The sequence below is a fragment of the Bordetella pseudohinzii genome (assembly GCF_000657795.2).
Classification (GTDB): Bacteria; Pseudomonadota; Gammaproteobacteria; order Burkholderiales; family Burkholderiaceae_B; genus Bordetella; species Bordetella pseudohinzii.
The window spans coordinates 299,179-322,122 of record NZ_JHEP02000001.1; the positions used below are offsets into that span (position 1 = coordinate 299,179).

At 63.7% G+C, this 22,944-nt stretch carries 15 protein-coding genes; 5 read left to right on the forward strand and 10 right to left on the reverse strand.

What is annotated here, in order from left to right; all coding sequences use genetic code 11:
* The first annotated feature begins 10 nt into the window (after positions 1-10).
* From arsC to nhaA, 4 genes are all read left to right on the forward strand, one after another.
* Positions 11-433, forward strand: a complete 423-nt coding sequence (arsC, locus tag L540_RS01285) for an arsenate reductase (glutaredoxin) (protein ID WP_043211607.1) — start codon at positions 11-13, stop codon at positions 431-433.
* Positions 426-1,148, forward strand: a complete 723-nt coding sequence (gene arsH / locus L540_RS01290) for an arsenical resistance protein ArsH (RefSeq protein WP_043211609.1) — start codon at positions 426-428, stop codon at positions 1,146-1,148. Before arsC ends, arsH begins: the two co-directional genes overlap by 8 nt.
* Positions 1,145-2,350, forward strand: coding sequence for a chromate efflux transporter (chrA, locus tag L540_RS01295; RefSeq protein WP_043211625.1), 1,206 nt, complete (start codon positions 1,145-1,147; stop codon positions 2,348-2,350). Before arsH ends, chrA begins: the two co-directional genes overlap by 4 nt.
* A 125-nt stretch (positions 2,351-2,475) precedes the next feature.
* Entirely contained in the window at positions 2,476-3,870 is a 1,395-nt protein-coding gene (gene nhaA / locus L540_RS01300; protein WP_043211611.1) for a Na+/H+ antiporter NhaA, read from the forward strand.
* 4 nt (positions 3,871-3,874) lie between these two features.
* Here the strand turns inward: nhaA and L540_RS01305 are convergent, their stop codons facing one another.
* The 4 genes from L540_RS01305 to L540_RS01320 all read right to left on the reverse strand — a co-directional run bounded on the left by L540_RS01305 (position 3,875) and on the right by L540_RS01320 (position 15,006).
* Entirely contained in the window at positions 3,875-4,951 is a 1,077-nt protein-coding gene (locus L540_RS01305) for a PDDEXK nuclease domain-containing protein (protein ID WP_043211614.1), read from the reverse strand.
* The gene (locus tag L540_RS01310) at positions 4,948-6,147 is read right to left on the reverse strand and encodes a tyrosine-type recombinase/integrase (RefSeq protein ID WP_043211616.1); all 1,200 of its coding nucleotides are present in this window, start codon (positions 6,145-6,147) and stop codon (positions 4,948-4,950) included. Before L540_RS01310 ends, L540_RS01305 begins: the two co-directional genes overlap by 4 nt.
* A gap of 171 nt (positions 6,148-6,318) precedes the next feature.
* Positions 6,319-6,660 (reverse strand): peptidoglycan-binding protein, encoded by a 342-nt coding sequence (locus L540_RS01315; RefSeq protein ID WP_043211618.1) that lies wholly within the window; start codon positions 6,658-6,660, stop codon positions 6,319-6,321.
* A 75-nt stretch (positions 6,661-6,735) separates the two neighbouring features.
* Positions 6,736-15,006 (reverse strand): SpvB/TcaC N-terminal domain-containing protein, encoded by an 8,271-nt coding sequence (locus tag L540_RS01320; protein ID WP_269430858.1) that lies wholly within the window; start codon positions 15,004-15,006, stop codon positions 6,736-6,738.
* Positions 15,007-15,467: 461 nt separating this feature from the next.
* Here L540_RS01320 and L540_RS01325 point away from each other — a divergent pair, with 461 nt between their 5' ends.
* Complete coding sequence (locus tag L540_RS01325) at positions 15,468-16,352, forward strand: hypothetical protein (RefSeq protein WP_131726007.1); 885 nt, start codon at positions 15,468-15,470, stop codon at positions 16,350-16,352.
* Between the two features lie 622 nt (positions 16,353-16,974).
* Here L540_RS01325 and L540_RS01330 read toward each other — a convergent pair.
* Genes L540_RS01330 through L540_RS01355 form a run of 6 tightly spaced genes read right to left on the reverse strand, consistent with a single transcriptional unit; the run spans position 16,975 to position 22,916 of the window.
* Positions 16,975-18,102 (reverse strand): ABC transporter ATP-binding protein, encoded by a 1,128-nt coding sequence (locus L540_RS01330; protein WP_109842419.1) that lies wholly within the window; start codon positions 18,100-18,102, stop codon positions 16,975-16,977.
* Between the two features lie 14 nt (positions 18,103-18,116).
* Positions 18,117-18,935, reverse strand: coding sequence for an ABC transporter permease (locus L540_RS01335; protein WP_231584722.1), 819 nt, complete (start codon positions 18,933-18,935; stop codon positions 18,117-18,119).
* 5 nt (positions 18,936-18,940) lie between these two features.
* On the reverse strand, positions 18,941-19,741 hold the full coding sequence (locus L540_RS01340; protein ID WP_197085620.1) for an ABC transporter permease: 801 nt from the start codon (positions 19,739-19,741) through the stop codon (positions 18,941-18,943).
* A gap of 57 nt (positions 19,742-19,798) precedes the next feature.
* Positions 19,799-20,860: an ABC transporter substrate-binding protein gene (locus tag L540_RS01345; protein WP_043215344.1), complete on the reverse strand. Its 1,062-nt coding sequence runs from the start codon at positions 20,858-20,860 to the stop codon at positions 19,799-19,801.
* A 41-nt stretch (positions 20,861-20,901) separates the two neighbouring features.
* Positions 20,902-21,963 (reverse strand): ABC transporter substrate-binding protein, encoded by a 1,062-nt coding sequence (locus L540_RS01350; protein WP_043215342.1) that lies wholly within the window; start codon positions 21,961-21,963, stop codon positions 20,902-20,904.
* Positions 21,960-22,916, reverse strand: coding sequence for an amidohydrolase family protein (locus L540_RS01355; protein ID WP_231584723.1), 957 nt, complete (start codon positions 22,914-22,916; stop codon positions 21,960-21,962). The genes L540_RS01350 and L540_RS01355 overlap by 4 nt, the downstream gene beginning before the upstream one ends.
* Between the last annotated feature and the right edge of the window lie 28 nt (positions 22,917-22,944).

The following is a 22,944-nucleotide window of genomic DNA, read 5'->3' on the forward strand; positions in this document are numbered from 1 at the left end:
AGGTCATCCCATGAGCACCATCACGATCTACCACAACCCCGCCTGCGGCACCTCGCGCAACGTGCTCGGACTGATCCGCAACAGCGGCGAAGAACCGACCATCATCGAGTACCTGAAAACGCCGCCCGACCGCGACACGCTCCAGGCGTTGATCGCCGCGATGGGCGTGCCGCTGCGCGCTGTGCTGCGCGAGAAAGGCACACCCTATGCCGAACTCGACCTGGGCAATCCGAAGTGGAGCGATGACGACCTGATCGGTTTCATGCTCCAGCATCCCATTCTCATCAACCGGCCGATCGTGGTCACGCCGCTGGGCACGAAACTGTGTCGGCCCTCGGAAACCGTGCTCGATCTGCTGCCGCAGCCGCAGCGCGGCGCGTTCAACAAGGAAGACGGCGAGCCGGTGGTCGATCAGGACGGCCGCCGTGTCTGAATCCCGTCTCGACCTGCCGAACATCGACACGGCGCTGTTCCAGCAACCGGACACCGAACATCTGTTCGCGCCGGCACGGGCCACGCACGCGCCGCGCTTCCTGCTGCTCTATGGTTCGCTGCGCGAACGCTCGTTCAGCCGCCTCGCAGCCGAAGAAGCCGCACGCATCCTGCGGGCGCTGGGCGGCGAGACCCGATTGTTCAATCCGTCCGAGCTGCCTCTGGTGGACGATGCGCCGGCCGATCACCCGAAGGTCAAGGAACTGCACGAACTGGTGCAATGGGCCGAGGGCATGGTGTGGAGTTCGCCGGAGCGCCACGGCGCGATGACCGGCCTGATGAAGACCCAAATCGACTGGATTCCGCTGTCGGTCGGCGCGGTGCGCCCGACCCAGGGCAAGACGCTGGCGGTGATGCAGGTATCGGGCGGCTCGCAGTCGTTCAACGCCGTCAACCAGATGCGCGTGCTGGGCCGCTGGATGCGGATGCTGACCATCCCGAACCAGTCCTCGGTCGCCAAGGCGTACCAGGAGTTCGACGAGGCCGGACGCATGAAGCCCTCGGCCTACTACGACCGCGTGGTGGACGTGATGGAAGAACTGATGAAGTTCACGATGCTGACGCGCGACGTGGCACCGTACTTGGTCGATCGGTACAGCGAACGCAAGGAGAGCGCCGAGGCGTTGTCCAGACGCATGCGACAGGAGGCCATCTGACGCTGGCCCGAGACTCCGACACCCGCGACAGCGCCGGGCGCGTCTTTCTGGTCTTCCTGCGTCTGGGTCTGACCTCGTTCGGTGGGCCGATCGCGCACCTGGGCTATTTCCGCACGGAGTTCGTCGAGCGCCGCCGTTGGCTGGATGACCGCAGCTACTCCGATCTGGTCGCGCTGTGCCAGTTCCTGCCGGGGCCGGCCAGCAGCCAGGTCGGCATGGCGCTGGGCCTGGGACGCGCGGGCTGGCCGGGGCTGCTGGCTGCCTGGGCGGGTTTCACCTTGCCGTCGGCCATCGCGCTGATCCTGTTCGCCTTTGGCATCGCCCAGTACCAGGGCCTGGCTGAATCGGGCTGGGTACATGGGCTCAAGGTCGCGGCCGTGGCCATCGTGGCGCAGGCCGTGTGGGGCATGGCCCGGTCGCTCTGCCCCGATCGTCCACGCGCCGCGTTGGCGCTCCTGGCAGCACTGATGACCTTGTTCCTGCCATCGGCCGCAGGCCAGGTCGCCGCCATCGTTGTCGCCGGCCTGGTGGGTCGATGGGGATTGAAGATCATGCAACCCGCTGGCGGCCAGGCCCATGCCTATCCCGTCACGCGCAAGCTCGGTATCGCGGCCTTGCTGCTGTTCGCGGCGCCGCTCATCGCGCTGCCGCTGTGGGCAGCGGCCAGCGGCTCGTCCACGCTGGCTTTGCTCGAAGGCGTCTACCGTTCCGGCGCGCTTGTCTTTGGTGGGGGCCACGTTGTGCTGCCGTTGTTACAGGCAACGGTCGTGCCCAGCGGCGCTGTGAGCAATGCCGATTTCCTTGCGGGCTATGGTGCAGCCCAAGCTGTGCCGGGGCCGCTGTTCACGTTCGCGGCCTATCTCGGCGCCATCGCAGAAGGACCGCTGAGCGGCTGGAGCGGCGGATTGGTGTTGCTCGGCGTCATCTTCCTGCCGGCATTCCTTGTGCTCGTCGGTGCGCTGCCGTTCTGGGAGAGTCTTCGCCACCGCGAGGGCATCCAAACCACGATGGCGGGCATCAACGCCGGCGTGGTCGGCATCCTGCTCTCGGCCCTGTACGACCCAGTGTGGACCAGTGCCATTCATGGCCGGGCGGATTTCGGGCTGGCGCTCGCCGCCTTTGGGCTGTTGGTCTATGGGCATGTCTCTCCAGTCCTCGTCGTGCTGCTGGCCGGATTGGCGGGTTGGGTAATGGCGATGTAGAAGCGTAGGAGCCGCCGTCGCTCTCCCGACTGTCATCAGGTAAAATGAAAGCTGGGTGTTAGCTGCGCGTTGCAGCGAGACAGGTTCATGCGCTGGTCGGGCCGCCACGCGGAGTTTGCACGACCATGAATCAACACCCCTCACGGCAGGATTTGCCGCGGGCGCAGCGTTTGACCGAACGCGCTTTCGCCACGCTCGAACGTTTCCTCCACATCGAAGCCGTCAGCGGCATCGTGCTGCTGGTCGCTGCCGCCATCGCATTGATCTGGGCCAATTCCTCGTTGGCCGACAGCTACCATCACCTCTGGCACACACCGCTGTCGTTCGGGTTCGGTGGATTCGTGTTTTCCCAGTCGCTGCATTTCTGGATCAACGATGCGCTGATGACCGTGTTCTTTCTGGTTGTCGGCATGGAGATCCGGCGAGAGATGCACGAAGGCGCGCTGAGCAACCTGCGGCAAGCCAGCCTGCCCATCGCGGCGGCCCTCGGCGGCGTCGTGGTACCGGCGTTGATTTATCTGGCGCTGAACGGCGACGCCGTGCGCCGGCATGGCTGGGCTGTGCCGACGGCCACCGATATCGCCTTCGCAGTGGGCGTGCTGGCACTGTTGGGGCGCTCGATCCCTGGCAATGTGCGGGTCTTCCTGCTCGCGCTGGCCATCATCGACGACATCATCGCGGTGCTCATCATCGCGCTGTTCTACTCGGGCGGGCTTGACTACTCCGGGTTCGCGGTGGCTGGCGCGGGGCTCGTGCTGGTGCTCGGGTTGCAGCAGATGGGAATCGGCTCGGCCTTCGCCTATGTGGTTCCGGGGGCGATCGTCTGGATCGGCCTGCTGATGACCGGTGCCCATCCCACCTTGGCCGGCGTGGTGCTTGGCCTAATGACGCCTGTGGTGCCCGTGCGCATGCGCGAGCGGCCGTTGGACGTGCTTTCTCGCATTGCCGCAGAACTGACCGGAACGGACGCCAACGCCAGGCCGGACCCGAACCATTTGGCGCAGCCGCTACGACAACTTCGTCTGGCTCAGCGTGAGCTGCTGCCACCGGTGGTCCGCGTGCAGTCCGCGCTGCATCCATGGGTGGCCTATGGCGTGATGCCTCTATTCGCGCTGGCGAATGCAGGCGTCAGCCTCGGTGGCATGGACTTGTCCGCCGGCGGGGCGCAGTGGGTCGTGGCGGGCGTGATGCTGGCTCTGGTGCTCGGCAAGCCGCTGGGCGTGGTCACTGTAAGTTGGCTGATGGTGCGATTAGGGTGGTGCCGCCTGCCGCCCGGCGTGTCCTGGGGTGGCATCTGGCTCATCGGCCTGCTGGCAGGCATCGGCTTCACCATGTCGATCTTCATCGCCATGCTGGCCTTCACAGACGGCACCCTCTTGGGCGCGGCCAAGCTGGGGGTACTGATGGGTTCACTTGTAGCTGCGCTGCTTGGCATGGCCTGGGGCGTGGTCTATGTCAGACGTCAGGGCCGGAAGAATCCAGCGGTTGCGCAAGGGCATCCCATCACGCATGCGAACTGATCGGCTAGGACTCGCTCTCCTTGGAGTCTGAGCGGCGCTGCTCGATCCGCAACTGCGCCCTCTGCGTCGCCTGGTGCAGCCGCTGCGCCAAGACGGCGCGCGGCGGCAAGGTAGTCAGGTACTCGGCGACGTGAATACCGGACTTGTCCAACTCCAGCAACTCGATCTGCTCGGACTTCTTGCCAGTGCAGAGGATGATCCCCAGAGGCGAGGCTTCTTCCGGCTCCCGCTCATGCTTGTCGAGCCAGCGAAGGTAAAGCTCAATCTGCCCCTTGTAGGCCGCCTTGAACTCGCCGATCTTCAACTCCACCGCCACCAGCCGCCGCAGCTTGCGGTTGTAGAACAGCAGATCAAGGTGGAAATCCTCGTCGTCGATCTGGATGCGCTTTTGCCGGGCCAGGAAGGAAAAGCCCGCGCCCAGTTCCAGTAGGAAGGATTCCATTTCGCGGATGATCGCCGCCTCCAGGTCGCCTTCCTGCCAGGTATCCCGTAGCCCTAGGAAGTCGAGAATGTACGGGTCGCGCATGACCAGCGCCGGTGTCATGCGCTGCGCATCGCGCAGGGTCGCCAACTCCTGCGCAATCGTTTCGTCCGGCTTCTTGGATAGTGCCGTGCGCTCGTACAACATCGAGTCGATGCGCTCGCGCAGCGTGCGCACGCTCCAGCGTTCGGCACCGGCCATCTGCGCGTAGTAGTCCCGCTGGAGCGGTTCCTTGAGTGCCAGCAGCAGGACGAAATGCGACCAGCTCAATTGTCGCGACAGTGTCGCGACAATTGGTTCGTCAGGGAACGTGGCGGCGAACTTGACCATCCGGCGCAAATTCTTTTCCCCGAAGCCGCGCCCATAGTCGCGCGCAAGCTGCTCGGCCAGGGTCGGCAGGATTTCTTCGCCGTACCCGGCCCGCTGTCCGGCCAGCACCTCCGTATGGATGCGTTGGCCGATGCGCCAGAACAGCATGGTCAACTCCGCATTGACCGTTGAGGCGACGCGCTGGCTCGATGCTTCGATCAGTGCCCGAATATCCCCCAGCAGCGCCGTCGGCGCTGCGGTTGATGTGATGGATGCCTTGCGCTTGCTCATGCCAGGGCCTCCGTTGGTTGCCGCACGCCCGTGATGGCCTGCCGCCGGCTCGCCACCAGTTCGGCTGCCTCCCGCACCGGCTTGTCCTCGGTGTGGACGTAGTGCATGAACATCGCCACGGTCTTGTGGCCCGTCAGCTTCATGCCTACCTTGGTCGGCACGCCCGAATTGGCAATGTCGGTCGTGGAGCGGTGGCGGATGCCGTGCGTGCCGACGTGCGGGACGCCGGCGGCCTTGAGCACCCGGCACCAGCCGCCGTAGTGCTCGCCAAAGGTCAGGTGCTTGGTCGGGTCATTGGGCGACGGCAGGACATAGGGGCAACCCTCCCGGCGCGGCGCCGTCGAAAACAGCCGGTAGGCTTCCGCGCTCATGGGCTTTGAAAGGCCGCCGGTCTTGCTGTCGGGCCAGACCACGCGCCGGTTCTCCAGATCGACCCAATCCCATTCGAGCGTGCAGATTTCGGAGCGACGGCCGGCGAACTCGAATTGCAGACGGATCGCCAGCGGGATGACGTAGTTCTCCAGTCCTTCCCCCTCCAGCTTCTCCAGATGGCGGAAGATCAGCGCCAGCTCGTCGTCCACGATGAGCCGGGTTTCCTCGCCGGGCGGGTACATCGGGACGTGGCGGCATGGGTTCGTGCCGTCCGGGCGGTAGCCCCACACTTCGGCCAGGTTGAACATCTTGCGCAGCACGCCGAAGGCGTTGTTCGCCTCGGCCGGCTTGTAGGCCAGCTTCTCCATCAGCCCGGCAATGTCGGGCCGCTTCACGTCCTGCACCTTCTTGCAGCCGATCAGCGGGACGATGCAGCGGTCGATGACGGCCTGATAGCCGCGCTGCGTGCTGGGCTTGTTGCGCTTCTTGGAGTAGTCCTCCATGAACTTCTTGCACAACGCTTCGACCGTGGGCGCCTTGCGCGCCTCGGCCTTGGCGCCGCCGGGGTCACCGCCCCGGCGAACCTCGGCCAGCCAGTCCTGCGCCATGACGCGGGCCTGCTCCACGGTCAGTTCCCCGAACAGGCCCAGCGAGGGCTTGCGGGGCTGCCCGGAGTTCGTGCGGTACTGGAGCATGAACACCCGGCGGCCCTTCGGGGTAATCTTGCAGAGGAAACCCGGCACCACGGTATCCCGTAGTTCGATGTCCTTGGCCTGGGGTTGCGCCGACTCTACGGCGGTCTTGGTGAGCTTGATCTTTGCCATGATGACTCCTTGGAACGACCCGAATTCCAAGAGCCAGATAGGAGCGGCGCGAGGGAAAACCGGGTCAAGTTTCAGAAAGCACCGGCATATGATGGACGCGCGTAAGTTCTTGATAAACCTGCTGTATCGAGCTACGGCGCAGTCCAGCGAAGTACCGGGCTGGAGTCATCGTCAAACAAAAAAACCGTCCGCGTCGCTGCGCCCCTGCCCCAGCTCCCGCCAGGGAGGGGCGCCCAAGTCGCGGTCCTGGACGCTGACGATGGCATCCGGCAAAGGACGCCCGCCATCCGCGTCCAGCACATGACCGAACACCGCATACTCGCGGTCGCCGATCGCGCGCTCGACCCGCTCCCGCGTGGGCTCGTCGGCCTCACCGCTGACCCTCAGTCCGTGCGTGCGCTGGAAGTTGCACAGCGCGGCGTGTGTCGGCTCATCGAGTTCGCCGCTGGGCCGCGTCCGGAGATAGCCCAGGCTGCGCAGATGGGCTTGGAGTTGTTGCAGGTCGGGGTTCATGGCTGATGCGACTCCTGATAGGGGCGCGAGTTGCTGCCCGCTGTCTTGCGCTCGGCTGTCATGGGCTCAAAGGGCCTACCAGCTATCGAAGAAAGTACTGATCCGTTGCCGCGTTCTTTCCAGCTTGCGACCGATGGTGCTCAAGGGCGGCGACTTAGGGTCATTAAGCAGCTTGTGGCCGAGCTGCTCGTAGTAATCCTTGTAGACACTCTCGGCGCCCATGCTTGCCTCCCTGGTCGGATGTTCGGCGAGCACTTCGGCAACCAACTCCGGATTGGCGTCAAAGACATGGTGGCCCTTGGTGAGGCGTTGGTACAGCACATCTTCCGCACTGCCCGTTCCGCTCGCCCGCCCCACATAGCGAATACTCCCAGGCCCATCGGTAAAAATGTAGGTGATGTACGTCTTTGGCTTTGACAGCGCCCAACGCTCTGAAAAACTCATGAAGCCGGAGCCACCCAGGGACGACAGCGAGTTCGTCGGGACCGGCAACTTGCCGCCGGCCGCCTTGGCGCCCTGCGCCATCTCTCCCAGCGGCAGGAAGGAAAGCGCCAGTACAGTGGTATCGGTCGCGGTCTCTCCGGCACCGTAATAGTCGCTCAGGATCGAATCCTGCAACGTGTCGCCCGTGGAAGCCGGCTTCGGAACTCTGGCCCAGTCGAATTTGGCGGCGGGCATGGTCAAGGCCAGCGGGCCCATCATGGGCAGCGCGATAATCTTGCTCATGTTGATTAGCGATTCCGCGTTCTCGACCGCCGCATTCTGGGCGCCGGCGTTCGCAGCGGCCGTTCGCATCTCCCGCTTTTGCTCAAGCGAGAACTTAGGCGCTTTTGCCATATCGGCCCGTTGTTGCGCCCGCTTGGATTCGCCCTGCAATAAACGGTTGCGCTGTTCTTCTGTCCTCGAAGCCGAGGGTTGGGGCGGCGCGTCAAAATACTTCGGAACATCATCGACTGATTTATAGATATCCCCGATCTGGTCCGGGGTCAATGCTCCGCTATCCCGGCGAGCCGCATTACGGCGGGCCCCCTCCTCCTCGGCCGAAGTATTCCCGCTCGGATCCGAATACCTGACGGGGTTGCAGCGCGCATACACATAGACATTGGGGCCGTCGGCGATCTCCGCCGGGTCGCATCTTGTCCATCGGGCAAGCCAACAGGCGTAATACCGGGTCCCGTGGTAATACAGCCCGCTCTCTTCATCCCTTTCTTTGCCCGTATATCGATAACGTTTTGCGGCTTCCGTCAGACTGCGCACTGCCTGGTAGGTCGAACTGCCATAAGGAGAGTACTCTTCATAGGAGATGATCCGAGCCTGCTCGTCCAGCTCCAGACTGCTTGATCCGAGCGCGCTGCCCAACTGGTAGCGAATCAGTCTGCGCGGGATGCCTTGCTCATCTCCCTGCGTGCGTGTCTCGACCAAGGCGATGCGCAGCATGTCTTCCATCACATGCAGGGTCTCGCGCTCCCGCTTCAGCCGGCGGGCCTGGGACCCGCCGCCATAGACACGATAAACCTCGAATTCCCCCTGGTAGATGCGTTCGTCCTTGATGCCGCCGTTGGCGGCGAGGTCCGTCACCTTGCGCAAGCGCTGCCCTGTTGCGTCGTAGAGATACCAAGTGCACTCGGCCTGCCGCGACGCCTCGTCGCTGTTCTGGTCGTTGACCGATTGCCGCTGCGTCATCAACAGGCGGTCGCGGTAATCCCATTGCATAGTCCGCAACTGCGGCATCCCCAACAGATTCCCGTGGGCATCGTGGTCGAAAAGCGTATCCGCCGCATTGCCAAGCGAGGTGCTGCTCAATCGGTTGCTCGATTTTCCCGATTCGGTCAGGCTGGCATCGCTATAGGCATAGCGGCGTATCCAGTCCGACACGGCCGCACTACTGCGCGCATGCTGCATAAGAAGAAGATTCCCGACCGCGTCATAGACATAGCGCTCGGTATAACGTCCCATCGCAGCGCGGTCGTCGGGCGCGAAGCCGCCCGAAGGACTGGCACCGAGCATGCCCACGCGCTCAGCATCGTTATAGGTATGCGGAAACGGCAGGCCAGCTTGGCCGAGATGCTCACGGCCCTCGGCCTGGATCAGGCGGTAGCAGGCATCGTAGACGTAATCGTTGCTTGCTTCGATGCGCTGGTTGCTGAAGTAAATGCTTTGTTGCGCGGCGTCGCGAATGTGCGTGATGTTACCGGCGGGATCGTAGCTGTAATACAGATTCTGTAGACCACATCCGCCGCCCACGGGCGGCGTCCTGGGCGCGGCGATGGTGGCCGGTGGGGGCTGGGGATTATCGCAATCCCCTGGGAAGGCGACACCCTGGGCGGTCGAGGGATGCACACCCCGCCGGGTATACCGATGCACCAGGCGGAAAGTCTCGCGGTCATAGGTATAGCGGGCACGAATGACTGTCGCATCCGGGCCGGCGCACCGGTAGTCAATCAAGGTGCGCTGACCTTTTGCATCGTAATCGATATTGGCGACACCGACTGGCGACGGAGGATGATGTGCGGGCTCGAGCAAGGCCACCGGCTCGTCCTCCTGTTCCAGCCACACATCCACACGCTCCAGCAGATTGGCATCGTTGAAAACCGTTTGCACAATGTTGAACTTTCCGCGTCCCAGGCTGCTGCGCGGCGCAATGGACTGGACGGCACGGTTGAGCGCGTCGTAGCGGGTACGGCCCTGGAAGGACTCGGTCTCGAGGGCCGGCCCGGGATTGCCCGACCAATCCGCGATCGCCTTATAGTCACGGACAAACTTCCGCGTGCTGCAGCGCAGATTGCCCTTGAAGTCATAGGCTTCGATGGCGTGGCCATTGGCGTCTGGCCGGCCATGGATGAGCACCCCGGCAGAGTCAAAATGCCGCATGACGCGGGTACGCAGATTGATGCGCAACGCCGCGGCCTCTTGGGCGGCTGAAGCACCCGGCGGCGGCTCGCCATATTCGATCTTGTCAACCAGCAGGCCCGCTTCATTCGGTGGATTCAGCGTGCGCGGGTCGGAGTTCGGCTTGCGCGGATCGGGGTCGCTATAGTTTCCGCGCACGTATTGCTCGGTTGGGCGGCGCAGGGCGTCATACTTCATCGTAAAGCTGTGCCCCCGGCCATCCCAGTGACGGATGGTCTTGCCACAGGCATCGTTGAGCATCCAGCGTGCACCTGCCTCCATGCTGAGCCGGTAAATACGATTGCCGAGCATGTCGTAGGCGTAATGCAAGATAACGCGCAAGTCCCGCGGTCCGAGGGGCAAGTGGTTCGCGTCGGGGAGTCTGCGCTCGTCACATACCTCGCGCAGATTCCCCGCGATGTCGAACAGGATACGACTACGGCGCTCCTCGCCCTGACCGTGAAGCGAGTGGCCCTCGCAATCCACCCGATTACGTGTCACACAGAGAAAGGGGCGGCCCAGGGAGTCCAGATGGGCGCTGGCGGGGGTATCGGCATGGCCGGCGGCCCGCTCGGCCGCCCGGGTTTCGTTTAGACGATCTTCAGCGATGGGATAGCGGTTCGAGAAGGCGGCGGCATGAGCGGGCAGCGTTCTCAACTCGTGCCAGGTGGGCAGATAGTCGGCATCCGGCAAGCGGCCGAAATATGACGCGACGTCCACGTCGCGCAGCGGGTTGTCGGGTCGCACCGGAAACAGGACCGTATCATTGACGTCATAGGTGGTTTGTTCCCAAGGACCGAAAACCACCTTCTCCCAGCTATGGTTGGGATGCAGCGTGGCGACGACTCGTTCGGCTGCGTCGTAGAACAGCACGGGACTAACGCCCGTCTGGACGCCGAACTCAAAACGGTGATCACTGTAAAGACTGCCGTCCACCGCTTGTTGCCTGCTGAAAAACGGTTCATATTGCCGAACAACCTTGCCCTTGTTGTTGAAGATCGTCCAGCCACTGCCCACCCAGCGCGGATTGACAATAGGCGCATCGGGATCGGCAGCGTCCACCGGCCCAGGCTCGGCCTGGATCTTTTTCTGTATCTCGCGCCCGAAACCATCCGAGTAGCTGAAGCCGATCTGCAGCTTGCTCAAGCTCCCCTGGGGCAAATCGCTGACATGGGTTTCACGCGCAATGGTCGCGGCAAGGGGAGGTTCGCCCAGGCGCATATAGCGCGTCAGATCATAGACAATGCGCGTCGTCGCATTGCCGATCAGGTCTTGCGCCGCCTGGCTCGCCACACTCGCGCCCGCCGAGGCCTCGCGCGGCCTGTCCACGAAAGCATCGAACAGCGCCTGCGGCGGCTCGGGCGAAAAACCCTCGTCCAGCCGGTCTCCCTGGCGCGGGTTGTCCGTGGGCTTGCCCATCACGGCCGTCCCCACCACCATGCCAAGCGCGTCAAAGACCACCTCCGCCTGGTTGCGGTTGGGGTCGCTTAGCAACCGCGGCTGCAGCACGCGGTAATCATTGACCTGCACCGTGATACAGTTGTCCAGCGCATCGCGGCTCTCCACCCTCAACAGGTCATGCCGGTCGAAGTCCACTACGCTGCTCTGGCCGAATGGATCGCGATACCGGCGCGGCAGATAGAAGTGCGCACGCGCCTCGGCCAATTCCACAGGCGCCGCCACCTCGGCCGGGTGAAGAAATGAGCGGCCTGACGGTATCCACCAATGCCCGTCTCCTTCCAGGTCGACGTAAGCGCCCTGATCCGCGCCCTGCCCGCCGAGCACGCTGCTGCGGGCCGGCTCGGCCAACAGGCTCTCCGGAGGAAGGCCTGCCCGGGGCCGCTGAAAGACCTGGTCCAACAGCCCCGGCGTGAAGGCCAGCTTATAGCTTTCGCCGGGCAAGGCCAGCGGCTGCAATTCGCCCAGCGGCAACAGGCCGTCCAGATCGTCGCGCCGATAGCGCGTGCGCTGCCATTCGGTGCGGCGGCGCCGCCGCTCGCCGGTCGCGAGAGCCTCGTACTGGACTTCGGGAGCATTGAAAATATGCCGATAACGCTGCCGCCCGCCAGACCCGGGCGGGCCCGGCTGAACCAGATCCGACGCCTGGTAACGACGCATCGCCAGGCCTGGATCGGCGGCGGGAGCGATGGGCGGGCCGGAAGCCGCATAACCCGTCAACTCAAAAGTCATGGATTCGCAAGGCAGCGGGGTTCGATAGGCATCATCGCGCTCTATCGCCTCCCCGCCTCCCGCCGCATCCCGCGTGTACCGGTTTTCCGTATAAGTCAGCAGTGTCGTGGTCTGCCTGGCCTGGTCCGCCTCGTCGAGCCCGGCCAAGCCGGGGTTGGGCCGCCATTGCATGACGCCGCCCGGCTCGCGCAGCCCAATCTGCCGCCTGCGCCCATAAGCGATGGCCGCCTGCTTGAGCACATTGCCGAAGTCATCCACCTCCAGGGTCAAGACGTGCTGGACGCGCGGATCGGCGGGGTTGCGCTCATAGTGGTAGGTGATGGCTTCTCGCGCATGAGCCAGAAAGACGGCGTGGCGGTTGTCGCCGCGAGGCTGCAGCCGGCGCAGCGTGAGATTCTGCTCCGCCACGGAGTAAGGGATGCCGGAGGGGTGGTCCGCGCTTTGGCCCACGCCGTCGAGCGCGTAGACCTCTTTGCGCAGCATCGAGCCCCTGAGCGCGCGGCAGGCCTCGCGCGCCTCCGCCAGCGAAAGGCCCGGCGGAAGCGCGGTGTCATCGAGCAACAAAGGCCTTGCCGCTTCGACGCTCAGCCCGGGCTCGCGGAAATACTCCTCCTCGAAATGGCGCGAGACGCGCCGGCCGCCGAGGTGGGCGCCCGTGTGGAACCAGGTCTTGGTGTACACCGGCGGCACATGCGAAGCGGCATCGATATTCGCCATGGGAGACGTCCCGGCGGCAAGCGTGGCGTAGGCCTCCGTGTCCCACTGCTCCACCATGCCAAAGCCGCCAAACTCGCGCTCCTCGTCGTCAAAATAGCCATGATGGTAGGCGTAGCGGCTGACAAAACGGTTGCGCCCGATATGGTCGCGGGTTTCGACGCGCTCGACCACGTGCACCGGAAAAGGCAGGCGCGTGATCCAGGGCTTGCCATCGCGCCTATCCTGCAGGTAGAACTTGGTCGACGGCGCGTAATCGATGCGCGTTTCAGCGCCCAGATTATTGACGACCCCGACCAGCAGATGCGGCTTGCGGCCGCCCATCAGGTTCACATAGCGCATCGCCCGCCGCGCATCCCCCGGCAGGGCCGATGACCAGACCAGGCAGGCCGTGCCATTGCCCAGCAGGTCAATGGGGACGATGCTCGCCAGATCGTCCAGCCGCGGAAACAGCTTCAATATCCGCGGCGGGCTCCAGGCATTGCCCGACTGGTTGAAGTACAGGCGCACCCCATCGCGATGCAGGTAAATGATGTCGGTGGTTCCGCTGCCGTCGATGTCGGCGAGGCGGATGCGCCTATGCTCGAATTGATCGGGGCTGTCGAACCAGGGCGCATGGTCCATCGTCACCTTGGCGCCGAAACGGCCATAGCCCAGGTTGGGCCAATAGCAGACTTCGCCATTGCGCAAGCGCACGATGTCGGTCAGGCCGTCGCCCGAAAGATCCGCCAGATAGATGGACTGTGCGCCATCGGCGAAAACAATGCGCGGTCCCTTCTCCTCATCGATCGCCTGGGCCACGCGGCGGGCCGGTCCGAAACCCTCTTCGGCCAGCGAGGCATGCCAGACCAGGGCTTCGTCTTCCGTGATGAGCACGTCGGCGCAGCCATCGCCGTCCAGGTCGATGAATTTGAGATTGGGGTCGCCCAGGTCGCGATGCAGGCCGCAAGTGAAGGGCCGGAAAGGCTGCCAGCCATCGGCCTCGTCGTGTTCGTACAGACCGGGCGCGGGCCCCTCCATCACCACCACCGCCGGCCGTCCCTTGCCGGCAAGATCCATGACCTGCGCCGCGGCGCCCGGCGCGAGCCCGGGCCTGAGCGCCACCGTCTCCTGTGGAGCGAACATCGCCCGCGCCGCATCGCCGGGCAAGCGAACCGCAATCGGACTCCAATTACGCTTGTAGTACCAGGCGCCGGCCCGCTCGGCCAGAATGCCGGGGAGACCCTCGCCATGCAGATCAATCCAACGGTACATCGCGCCATCCAGGCCAACTGGCAGGTTCTCCAGGCTTGACGGATCGATTTCCTCCACGGCATCCTGCACCACGGCCTCGGTGTAAGCGAACTCCACCGGCGGCAGACTGCGCCGGGTGATCACCGCCCCATCCTGCCGCCACCCCGTCTGCCCCACCCGCCTGAGAAAAGCGTAGGCAGGCCGGCGGGCAAGCCCGGAATCATCGTCATAGCTGAACTCGGTGCTGCGCACCACGCCCTCATAACCGGGCTGCGCCGGACGGTCCGCGACGGCCGGCTGGTCGGGAATATGGTGCAACATGAGCACTCGCTCGCAGCGGCGGCAAGTGCGTACCTCAAAGCCCGACCGGTAGCTGGAAAACGCATCGGGGCGATACAACCAGGGCTGCTCGGCTTGCCCCATGGGATTGCTTTCGTCCAGCTCCCCATAATCGAAACGCAGCTCGAACAGCCAGTCGTTGTCCGAGGGCGGATGGGGCAGATCGCTCAAGAAGCGCGGACGGCCGCCCTGGGCATCAAGCAGCGGCCTGACGTTGCCATACAGTACCCGGTGCAGATAGCGCTGGGCGCTGCGCCGCGGGTCGGAGGCCGGGCCGCGGTTACGCTGATGAGGTTGCCTGAAGGGATCGGCCTGGCCCGGCTGCTCCTGATAGACGCCATCCTCTTTTTTGTAGAGATAGCGAATCCCATTGCCCCTGTCATCGCGCGACTCGCAGATCAGCCACGAGAAAATACGGCTGGCATCTTGCGGGTCGGCGATGCGCGAATCCGCGTCATAGCCGTAAAGCGTCAGGACATTGTCCTTGGAGATCGAACGCCAATGCACATCGGCGGGCGAACCTATCCGCCTCCAGCGCTCGATGCGCGCGAACAGCCCTTCCACGCGAGGACGATAGCGCTCGATGACGAAGCCGGGCGCGGTCGTATCGTCGCGCAGGCGCGAGCCGTCCGCCCTGAGGACCGGCACAAGGTCTTCCGCGCCAAAAAGAATAAAAACATCGGAATCGATCGCGTCGCGATACTGCGGCAGACCTTTGTCGGTCTTGCGCGTGACCGACGGCAAGGACAGCCGCCAGCCCAGGCCAAACGGGCCATTGCCCGCCGCCGAATCATAGGAGAGCGAGAGTTGCGGCCCAAAACCGTCCCGCCCCGGGCTGGCGGCGATGGGCAGCGACATCGAGCCCGCGCCCGTGACGGGATGGGCGGCGAACTTCTCGCCCATGCCTCGGATGGCGCCGCCTCCCTTGGGCAACTGGATCGTCGAAGCATCCGCTCCGAAAGCGGACAAGGGCGCTCGCACGGTCGCGTCTTGATCGGCCGCCGCTATCGCTGAATCTGTGGACTGCGTAGTACTGACCACGGCCAAGCCCCCCGGCGCCGACCCGCGCGCAAGACGCACTTGCGCGCTACATACCGCACGGACTCCAGATAAACGCGCGCCACCGACCCGCGCGCCAAGGCCTCATCGGCGCATGGCTGGCGTTTGGCAAGAAAGCTCTTGTACTGTCAAAACCCGCCAAGGTCCAGATCCCGGGCCGTGGTCACGCGCGCCGCGACGATCTCCGGCGTATCTTCCGGCAAGGGGCCCGGCGCGCAAGCTCGGCTTGCCCGCAACTCGTGTGCGTTATTATCTAAACACTACTATTTGTGTTCACGAAGCAAGCGCCATCCTGCCCTGCTTCGGCCAGCCAAAAGGCATGCCGCGGGCCGCGATACGAGTCGCCAATCATTCCGCCAATCACCCTTTCGCGCACAACCACAATGACATTGAAGAAACTCGCGATATCCATGACGGCGGCCCTGGCCGTCTGCGGTCACACAGCCCTCGCCTCGCCCGACCCGGCAACCGGGACGAACGCCGGCGTCTCCGGCGCCAGGCCCCTGCTGCCCATCCTCTGGACGGTCCTGAACGACTACGGCGGCGAGCGCGTCCTGTTGGGCTCGATGATTGACCAGATCTGCGGCGCGGGCCTGCCGGAACTGGTTTCGGCGGACCAATACCGAGACAAAATCCAACCCGCGGCGCGGGCCATGCTCAAGGGCAAACCGGGAGACAGCGAAGGCGTGCGCAAGCTGCTGGCCCCCGTGGCCAACCTCCTTAAACCCCAGCGAGAACAGCCGCGCATTTGCGCCGCCAACCTCAGCGGCCCCTTCTCCACCACATGGACTGGCTGGCCGATCGAGGCCAAGGACCTCTGGGGCAAGGAGGCCGACGCCGAAATCCGCGCCACCATGCAGGCCTGGCTCAATGCCAGCGACCCCACCGTGGCCTATCTGGAGCGTGTCGCCCACGCCGTGACGGCGCGACGGGGGCTGGACGAAGCCGGCTATCGCGCCCTGATCGAACAAGAACTCATCAAAGCCGGGCCCGACTTCGTGCGCGCCTTGATGCGTCAAATACAAAGCACCCAAGCCCAGCCCCCCGCCTTCACCACCGACAGCACCGGCTTCAAGGGCATCCGCTTCCTGGCCACCTACAAAGGCCAGAAATACGACTTCCAGGGCACCTCCAGCGGCACTGTCATCTACAAAAACGGCAGCACCTACCTGGGCAACAACTACATCAACGGCAAGCAATATGTAATCGAAATCGCTCAGGACAAAGCCGCCGCCACGAGACGGCCCGGCGCGCCGGCAAGCCAATAAGAGCGGTCAGGTCGGACGAGAAATGACGCGGAGCGCCGCCTCGCTCATCCCATCAGGGCCTCCAGCTCCTTGGGCGCCAAACGCGACAAGCTCCGCCTGCCGTCCGGCCGCGCGCCTCCAGGATCAGCATCCAAACCTTATCGGTTCCGCCGGCATCTTGTCGCGCACCCGCTCAATCGCGGCGACATCATCGTCAGAGCCATGCGTTGTCCAAGTTCCGCCAGGGCATCGCCCATACGGATACGCTTTTTCAGTTTCACCGCACCTGGCTCATCTCATTGAGCGCGGCTCAAGCCGAAAACAAAAGAGCCCGCGGTTACGCGGGCTCTTAGATGCTTCAATGCATTTTGGTGCCAGTCCATGTCGGACGCGGGATCATTCCCACTCGATTATCAACAGGCCACGCAAGCCCGCGTGGTTAAAGGGACTGGCCGTGATCGACATGGGGTCTTACCGTCGCTTTTACCGTCATCCGACAGGAGCTTTTCTTGACGTGGACGACAGAGGTTTGAGGGGCAACGCCGACTTCATATGCCAATCGGGTCAATCATACCAGGCAACTTTGTTTGCACGCCTTGAAAAGGTGAGCATGTCGCTGTACTGAACCGAACTCAGGCTGTTTCTAACTTGCCAACACGTACGCCTGTTCATGCGACCAACTCATCGCCAAGCGTGCCCCAGTATGCACCAGGCGTGGATCAAGGTTGACCGCCATTGCCTTGACGTCCTGCTGCCCGACCTTGCCGTGCACCAGCGCCCTGTCTCCAAAGTTCAGCACACTGCTTACGGTGAACACGCCCCTCTCCTGGGCAGCGTCCCGCAATGGAGCGAACTGAATAGCCTCCGGCCTCACCATGAGGTGCGCCTTGGTGCCTGCCGAGAGTTTGCTCGATATGGCCCGAACCGCCCCCAACAGTTCGCTATGAACGCGGCCTTCGGCCGGATCGTCGATCACGACGTCGAACAGGTTGCTGTCCCCGATGAAGGTGGCGACGAAGCGAGTCGCCGGCCGGTCATACACCGTCAGGGGCGCGTCGAACTGCTCGATCTTGCCCCGATTGAACACGGCTATGCGGTCCGACATCGCCATCGCCTCGCTCTGGTCGTGCGTGACGAACAACGTAGTCATTCCCAACTCGGTATGCAGCCGCTTGATTTCCAGTTGCATCTGCTCGCGCAGGTTCTTGTCGAGCGCGCTCAGCGGTTCGTCCAGCAACAGGACGTCAGGCTCGAATACCAGCGCGCGCGCCAGAGCTACCCGCTGCTGTTGTCCGCCCGACATCTGTGTGGGCAGCTTTTCGAGATGCCCCGACAAGCCCACGCTGGCAAGCGCACGCTTCGCGCGGTCCATCGCGTCCTTGGCATTGAGCTTGCGCATACGCAGGGGAAATGCCACGTTTTCCTGGGCCGTCATGTGCGGAAACAACGCATAGTTCTGGAATACCACGCCGATATTGCGCTGGTGCACGGGCGCGCTCACCAGCGAGCGGCCGTTGATGCTGATGTCTCCTTCGCTGGGCGCCTCGAATCCGGCGATCATCGACAAGGTTGTCGTCTTGCCCGATCCGCTGGGCCCCAGCAAAGTGACGAACTCGCCCTTGCGTATCTGCAAGTCCACGCCGTCCACCGCGCGTCCTTGGCCATCGTAGCTTTTACATAGCCGGGACACGCACAAGTAGCTCGGCTGCGGCGTCATGCAGGATACATGCGCCCCCTGTACGGCCGGCGCGGCCATGGTAAATGCGGACATGATTCCCCCTTGGATCAGCTATAGGAATTCGAAGTATTCACGGGCCCCGCAGGCGCGGCCTCGCACTGGCGGTGGCGGCCGGATCGGTAGTGTTTGGACACCGCATAGAGAATGGTGAATAGCAACACCGCCGCTAACAACAGCGTCGACACGACCGACATCACCGGATCCGATTCCATGCGCAGGCTTTCGAACATCTTTCTGGGAAGCGTGGGCACATCGCGTCCAGAGATAAAAAGCGCGACCACCGCCTCATCGAAGGAATGTGCAAAGGCGAACAAGCCGGCCGCCAGAAAGCCTGGGCGCAATATCGGAAACGTGACCAGCCAGAAAGTCTTCATGGGCGTCGCGCCCAGGCTGCGGGCCGCGCGCTCGAGATTCACGTCGAAATTCTTGAGGTTGGCCTCCAGGATCAGGTAGGCGATAGGCACGCATAGACATGCATGGGCCAGAATCACGCCCAGGTATGTCTGGGTCAGTTTCAGATTTCCCAGGTAAAGGTAGTAGCCCAATGCCATCACGATGTTCGGAACGATCAAGGGAAGAATCACCAATGCCCGTCCCAAGGCGCGTCCCCTGAAGGGGTAACGCACCAATGCAAACGTGGCGGGTACGACCAACGACAACGTCAGCAGCGCCGTCGCCAGACCGATCAACAGACTGTTGGCGGTGGGCAGCAGCCATGCGTAGTCCGAAAAGTACGCCGCGTAGTGTTGCAGTCCATAGCCCGGCGGCGGGAAGATCAGCGACGCCGAGGTGCTGAAAGACACCGGCACCACGATCAGCAAGGGGGCCCCCACGAGCACGACCAGGGGAAAGGCCAGCCAGTACATCCATCTCATTTCTTTGCTCCCTGGCTCTCGTGAGCGTCGAACCACCAGCTATAGATGCCGTAGAGCAGCAGCGTGACCAGGGTCAGCACGACCGCCATCGTCGAGGCATCGCCAAAATTCCCCATCTCGTCCATTTGCTGTCCGATCACGCCCGCTATCATCTGCTCGCGCGGCGACCCCAGCAGGACGGGAATGACGTAAAAGCCCAGGCAGATAATGAAGATCATGGTGCAGCCGTTGATCACGCCGGGCAGCGTCTGCGGAAAGAACACCTTGCAAAATGCCGTCCAAGGGCGGGCGCCCAAACTGCAGGCGGCGCGGACATATACCGGGTCGATCTTCTTCATGACCGAGTACAGCGTAATGGCCATTAGCGGAACCAGCACATGAACCATGGCGAGCGTGGAACTCAAGCGCGTGAACAGCAGTTCTGGCGGCGAGGACCAGCCCAGCGCCCGCAGAGCTCCCAGCACCGGCCCGTTGTTGCCCAGCAGGATCATCCAAGCGTAGGTACGCACCAGAAAACTGGTCCAGTAGCTCAACGCGACCACCAAGAGCGCGATGTTGCCGTATCGACGCCGGGCGCCCGCCATGAAATAGGCCAGCGGATAGCCCGCCAACAGACAGCAAAGGGTCACGATGCCCGCCGTCGAGAACGTGACTCCCAGCACGCGCCAATAGAACGGATCGGAGAAAAAGTTGCGGTAGTTTTCCAGGCCGGGCTCGGGGTCCGTGAAACTCAGCGCGAATACTTCCGCCAGCGGAAACAGGAAGAAAACGGCAAGGAAAACCAGCAGCGGGGCCAAGAGCAGATAGGGTAGCCGCCGGGCGGCAGAGTGAGAATCCATGCTCCATACCCTCCTTCAGCGCATGACCCAGCGATCGAATCGCTGGTTCAATTCCTGCAATTGCGGCGTGAGCTTGGCGAAATCCTGCTGCACGGTCTTGGCGTAATTCTCGGGATACGTTGGCATGTAGCGCGCGGCGTCTTCCGGGATGTGGGCGAATACCCGCTGGTCGATCGGACTGTAGTCCGCATCCATGCAAAAGCCGGCCAGCCGCTCCGCGCGCAGCGCCGACGCGATGAAACGCCAACCGGCTTTCGCGCGCGGCGATCCCTTGGAGACTACCCAATAGGCCTGGTCGATCTGGGCCTGGTTCCACACGATCTCGATGGGCACCCCTTCCTTGGCCATGTGCACGGCACGTCCGTGCCAGATGCCCATGGCGGTCACTTCGCCATCGCGGAGCAGCTGATACGACTGCTGCCCCTGGGTCCACCAAACCCGGATGTCGGGCTTAATGCGGTCCATCGACGCAAAAGCGCGATCCAGGTCCAGGGGATAGAGGTCCGCGGGCGCAACGCCATCGGCCATGAGTCCCAGCGGCAATACCCTGGCGGCATAACGCTGCAGGCTGCGCGAGCCGGGGTAGGTTTTGACGTCCCAGAACTGGGCCCAGTTCTGCGGCCCTTCTTTCAGTTTGTCTTTTCGATAGGCGATCAAGGTGGCGAAAACATGCGAACCGATGCCGTTGCCGAGGCGCTGGCCTGGCGCCAGCGACCCCACGTCCACGATACTCTCGTCTATGGGTTCGATCAGGCCGGCGCGCTCGGCGCGTATGAGTTCCGAACCGCTAATGGCCGTCACGTCGAAGTCGTAGACGCCCGTCTTCGCCTGGGCTGCCAGCCGTGCATAGGAAACGGGAGAGACAGTGCGTATCGGGATGCCCGTCTCCTTGGTAAAGGGGTCGAACAGGTGCGCCTGCGCGGCCCTGTCCCAGATCCCGCCCCAGGTATTGACGAACAAAGGATCCTGCGCGCGCGCCGTGGACACGTAGGGCGACAACGCCATGCCCAGCGCCGCGGCGCCCAAACGCTTGACCGCCGAGCGGCGCGCGGGATCGGCCAATGTACTTTGTGTCATGATGGTACCCCCTCGAAATAGGTTCTCTTTTGCTTTGTGGCTCAGCGCAATACCCAGCGGTCGAATCGGCTTGTCAGCGCATTGAGCTGCGGCGCCAGAGCGGCGAAATCCTGCTCGATGGCTTGGCGGTAGTTGGCGGGATAGGTCGGCATGGCGACCGCGCGCGCCTGCGGGATGTGCTCGAACACTCTTGGATCCGCCGGGCTGTAGCCGCCCAGCATGCAGAACTGCGCTGCGCGTTCGGCGCGCAGGATGGATGCGATGAACTGCCAGCCTGCCTTGGCGCGGGGCGACCCCTTGGATACCACCCAGAACCCGCGGTCCATCTGCTGCTGATTCCAGGTGAAATCCACCGGCGCGCCATCGCCCATGAGCTGCTGGACCCGGCTGTGCCACATCCCGATGGCGCTCACCTCGCCGCCTCCGAGCAATTGATACGACTGCTGCCCTTGCGACCACCATGTCCGTATGCTGCTCTTGATGCGGTCCAGGGAACCGAAACCCCGGTCCAGATCCAGCGGATAAAGATGATGGGTATCCGCACCGTCGGCAACCAGGGCCAGGGGCACGACCCGGGCGGCGTAGCGCTGCAGGCTGCGCCCTCCGGGGAACTGCTGCGTATCCCAGAACTCAGGCCAGGACTGCGGCGGCTGCTGGAACTTGTCCTTGCGCCAGGCGATGACGGTCGAGAAGGCCATGACCGCGATACCGTTGCCGATAACCTGCCCCGGCGCCAACGATTGCACGGCGACGATGCTGGTATCTATGGGTTCCAGCAGGTCGGCATCGATGGCCCGCATGAGCTCGCTGCCGCCGATTTCCGTAACGTCGAATTCGTACACACCCGTGCGCGCCTGCGAAGCCAGGCGAGAAAAGGAAACCGGGGAAACCGTGCGGATGGGAATGCCGGTATCCCTGGTAAAAGGCTCGAACAGGCTCTGTTGCGCCGCCTTGTCCCAAGGACCTCCCCAGGTGTTGATAAACAGCGGCTCGGCGGCCCGGGCGGGCCTGGCCCAAGGCGCCGCTGCGAGCGCGGCCGCGGCGGCCGCTCCCTTCAAGAGGCTGCGCCGGCTTCGAGAATCCGAAAAAAAGGCTTTGCTCATGCCGGCGTTCCCGTCTGCAGCGCGCGCTCGCCCCTCGCGGACAACCGCGGGAACAGGGCCTGCGCATTGCCGCGCGATATCGCTTCGCGCTGCGCCCCGTCCAGCGGACAAGCGTCCAGCAAGCGGGTGAAATGGTCTACCCGGCTCGCCGAGGCATGCGGAAAATCGCTGCCGAAAGTGATCTTGTCCGGATCCGCGAAGGCCAACAGACAGGCAAGCGCGTAAGGGCTGGAGGACAAGGCCGTGTCGAAGTAGAAACGGCGCAGATTCGCCAAGCCGGCCTCGTGGTCTCCATCCGGGGAACACTGGCGAGCCATCCGTTCGGCGGCATAGGGCAGGAATCCCCCCGCGTGCGACAGGATGATCTTGAGATCGGGAAAACGCTGCATGTACCCGGCTCTCGCCATGTTGATCGCCGCGCGCGTGGTATTGAGCAAGAAGTCCGCCGCATGACCCGGTATGCCGGGCAGCTCCGGAGCCGGAAGCTCATTGGGATGCACCAGCACGACCGCCGCGCGGCGGTTCAGCTCCGCCATCAAGGGGTCCCATGCGGCCTGGCCCAGATAGGCATTGCCCACATTGCTCATCAGCACTACGCCGTCCGCCCCCAGCACGTCCAGCGCGTAGACCGCCTCTTCGATAGCCCCGGCAACGTCCGGCAAGGTCAGCGTGGCGAAGAAACCGAAACGGTCCGGCCGCGCCGCGACGACTTCGGCCGTGTAGTCATTGACCTCCCGCGCCTTGATGCGCGCCTCGCGGTCGTCGCCCAGATGCACGCCGGGTGTGGACACGGAGAGCACGGCCGAAGCAATACCCTGGCGGTCCATCAGTTCCAGGGCGATGGCAGGCGACCAGCGCGGATGCGGCATGCCGGGTATACCGTTATCGGTCAACCACGCCGCGTAGGCGGCGGGCACAATATGCTGATGCGTATCGATGCGGGCAAGCGTCACGATGGATTTCCTTGGATTGCCGGCCCGA

Excerpts from the sequence above, each read along its gene's own strand:
- arsC (WP_043211607.1), top strand. The coding sequence starts at position 11 with ATGAGCACCATCACGATCTACCACAACCCCGCCTGCGGCACCTCGCGC.
- nhaA (WP_043211611.1), top strand. The coding sequence starts at position 2,476 with ATGAATCAACACCCCTCACGGCAGGATTTGCCGCGGGCGCAGCGTTTG.
- L540_RS01305 (WP_043211614.1), bottom strand. The coding sequence starts at position 4,951 with ATGAGCAAGCGCAAGGCATCCATCACATCAACCGCAGCGCCGACGGCG.
- L540_RS01310 (WP_043211616.1), bottom strand. The coding sequence starts at position 6,147 with ATGGCAAAGATCAAGCTCACCAAGACCGCCGTAGAGTCGGCGCAACCC.
- L540_RS01315 (WP_043211618.1), bottom strand. The coding sequence starts at position 6,660 with ATGAACCCCGACCTGCAACAACTCCAAGCCCATCTGCGCAGCCTGGGC.
- L540_RS01325 (WP_131726007.1), top strand. The coding sequence starts at position 15,468 with ATGACATTGAAGAAACTCGCGATATCCATGACGGCGGCCCTGGCCGTC.
- L540_RS01330 (WP_109842419.1), bottom strand. The coding sequence starts at position 18,102 with ATGTCCGCATTTACCATGGCCGCGCCGGCCGTACAGGGGGCGCATGTA.
- L540_RS01335 (WP_231584722.1), bottom strand. The coding sequence starts at position 18,935 with ATGTACTGGCTGGCCTTTCCCCTGGTCGTGCTCGTGGGGGCCCCCTTG.
- L540_RS01345 (WP_043215344.1), bottom strand. The coding sequence starts at position 20,860 with ATGACACAAAGTACATTGGCCGATCCCGCGCGCCGCTCGGCGGTCAAG.
- L540_RS01350 (WP_043215342.1), bottom strand. The coding sequence starts at position 21,963 with ATGAGCAAAGCCTTTTTTTCGGATTCTCGAAGCCGGCGCAGCCTCTTG.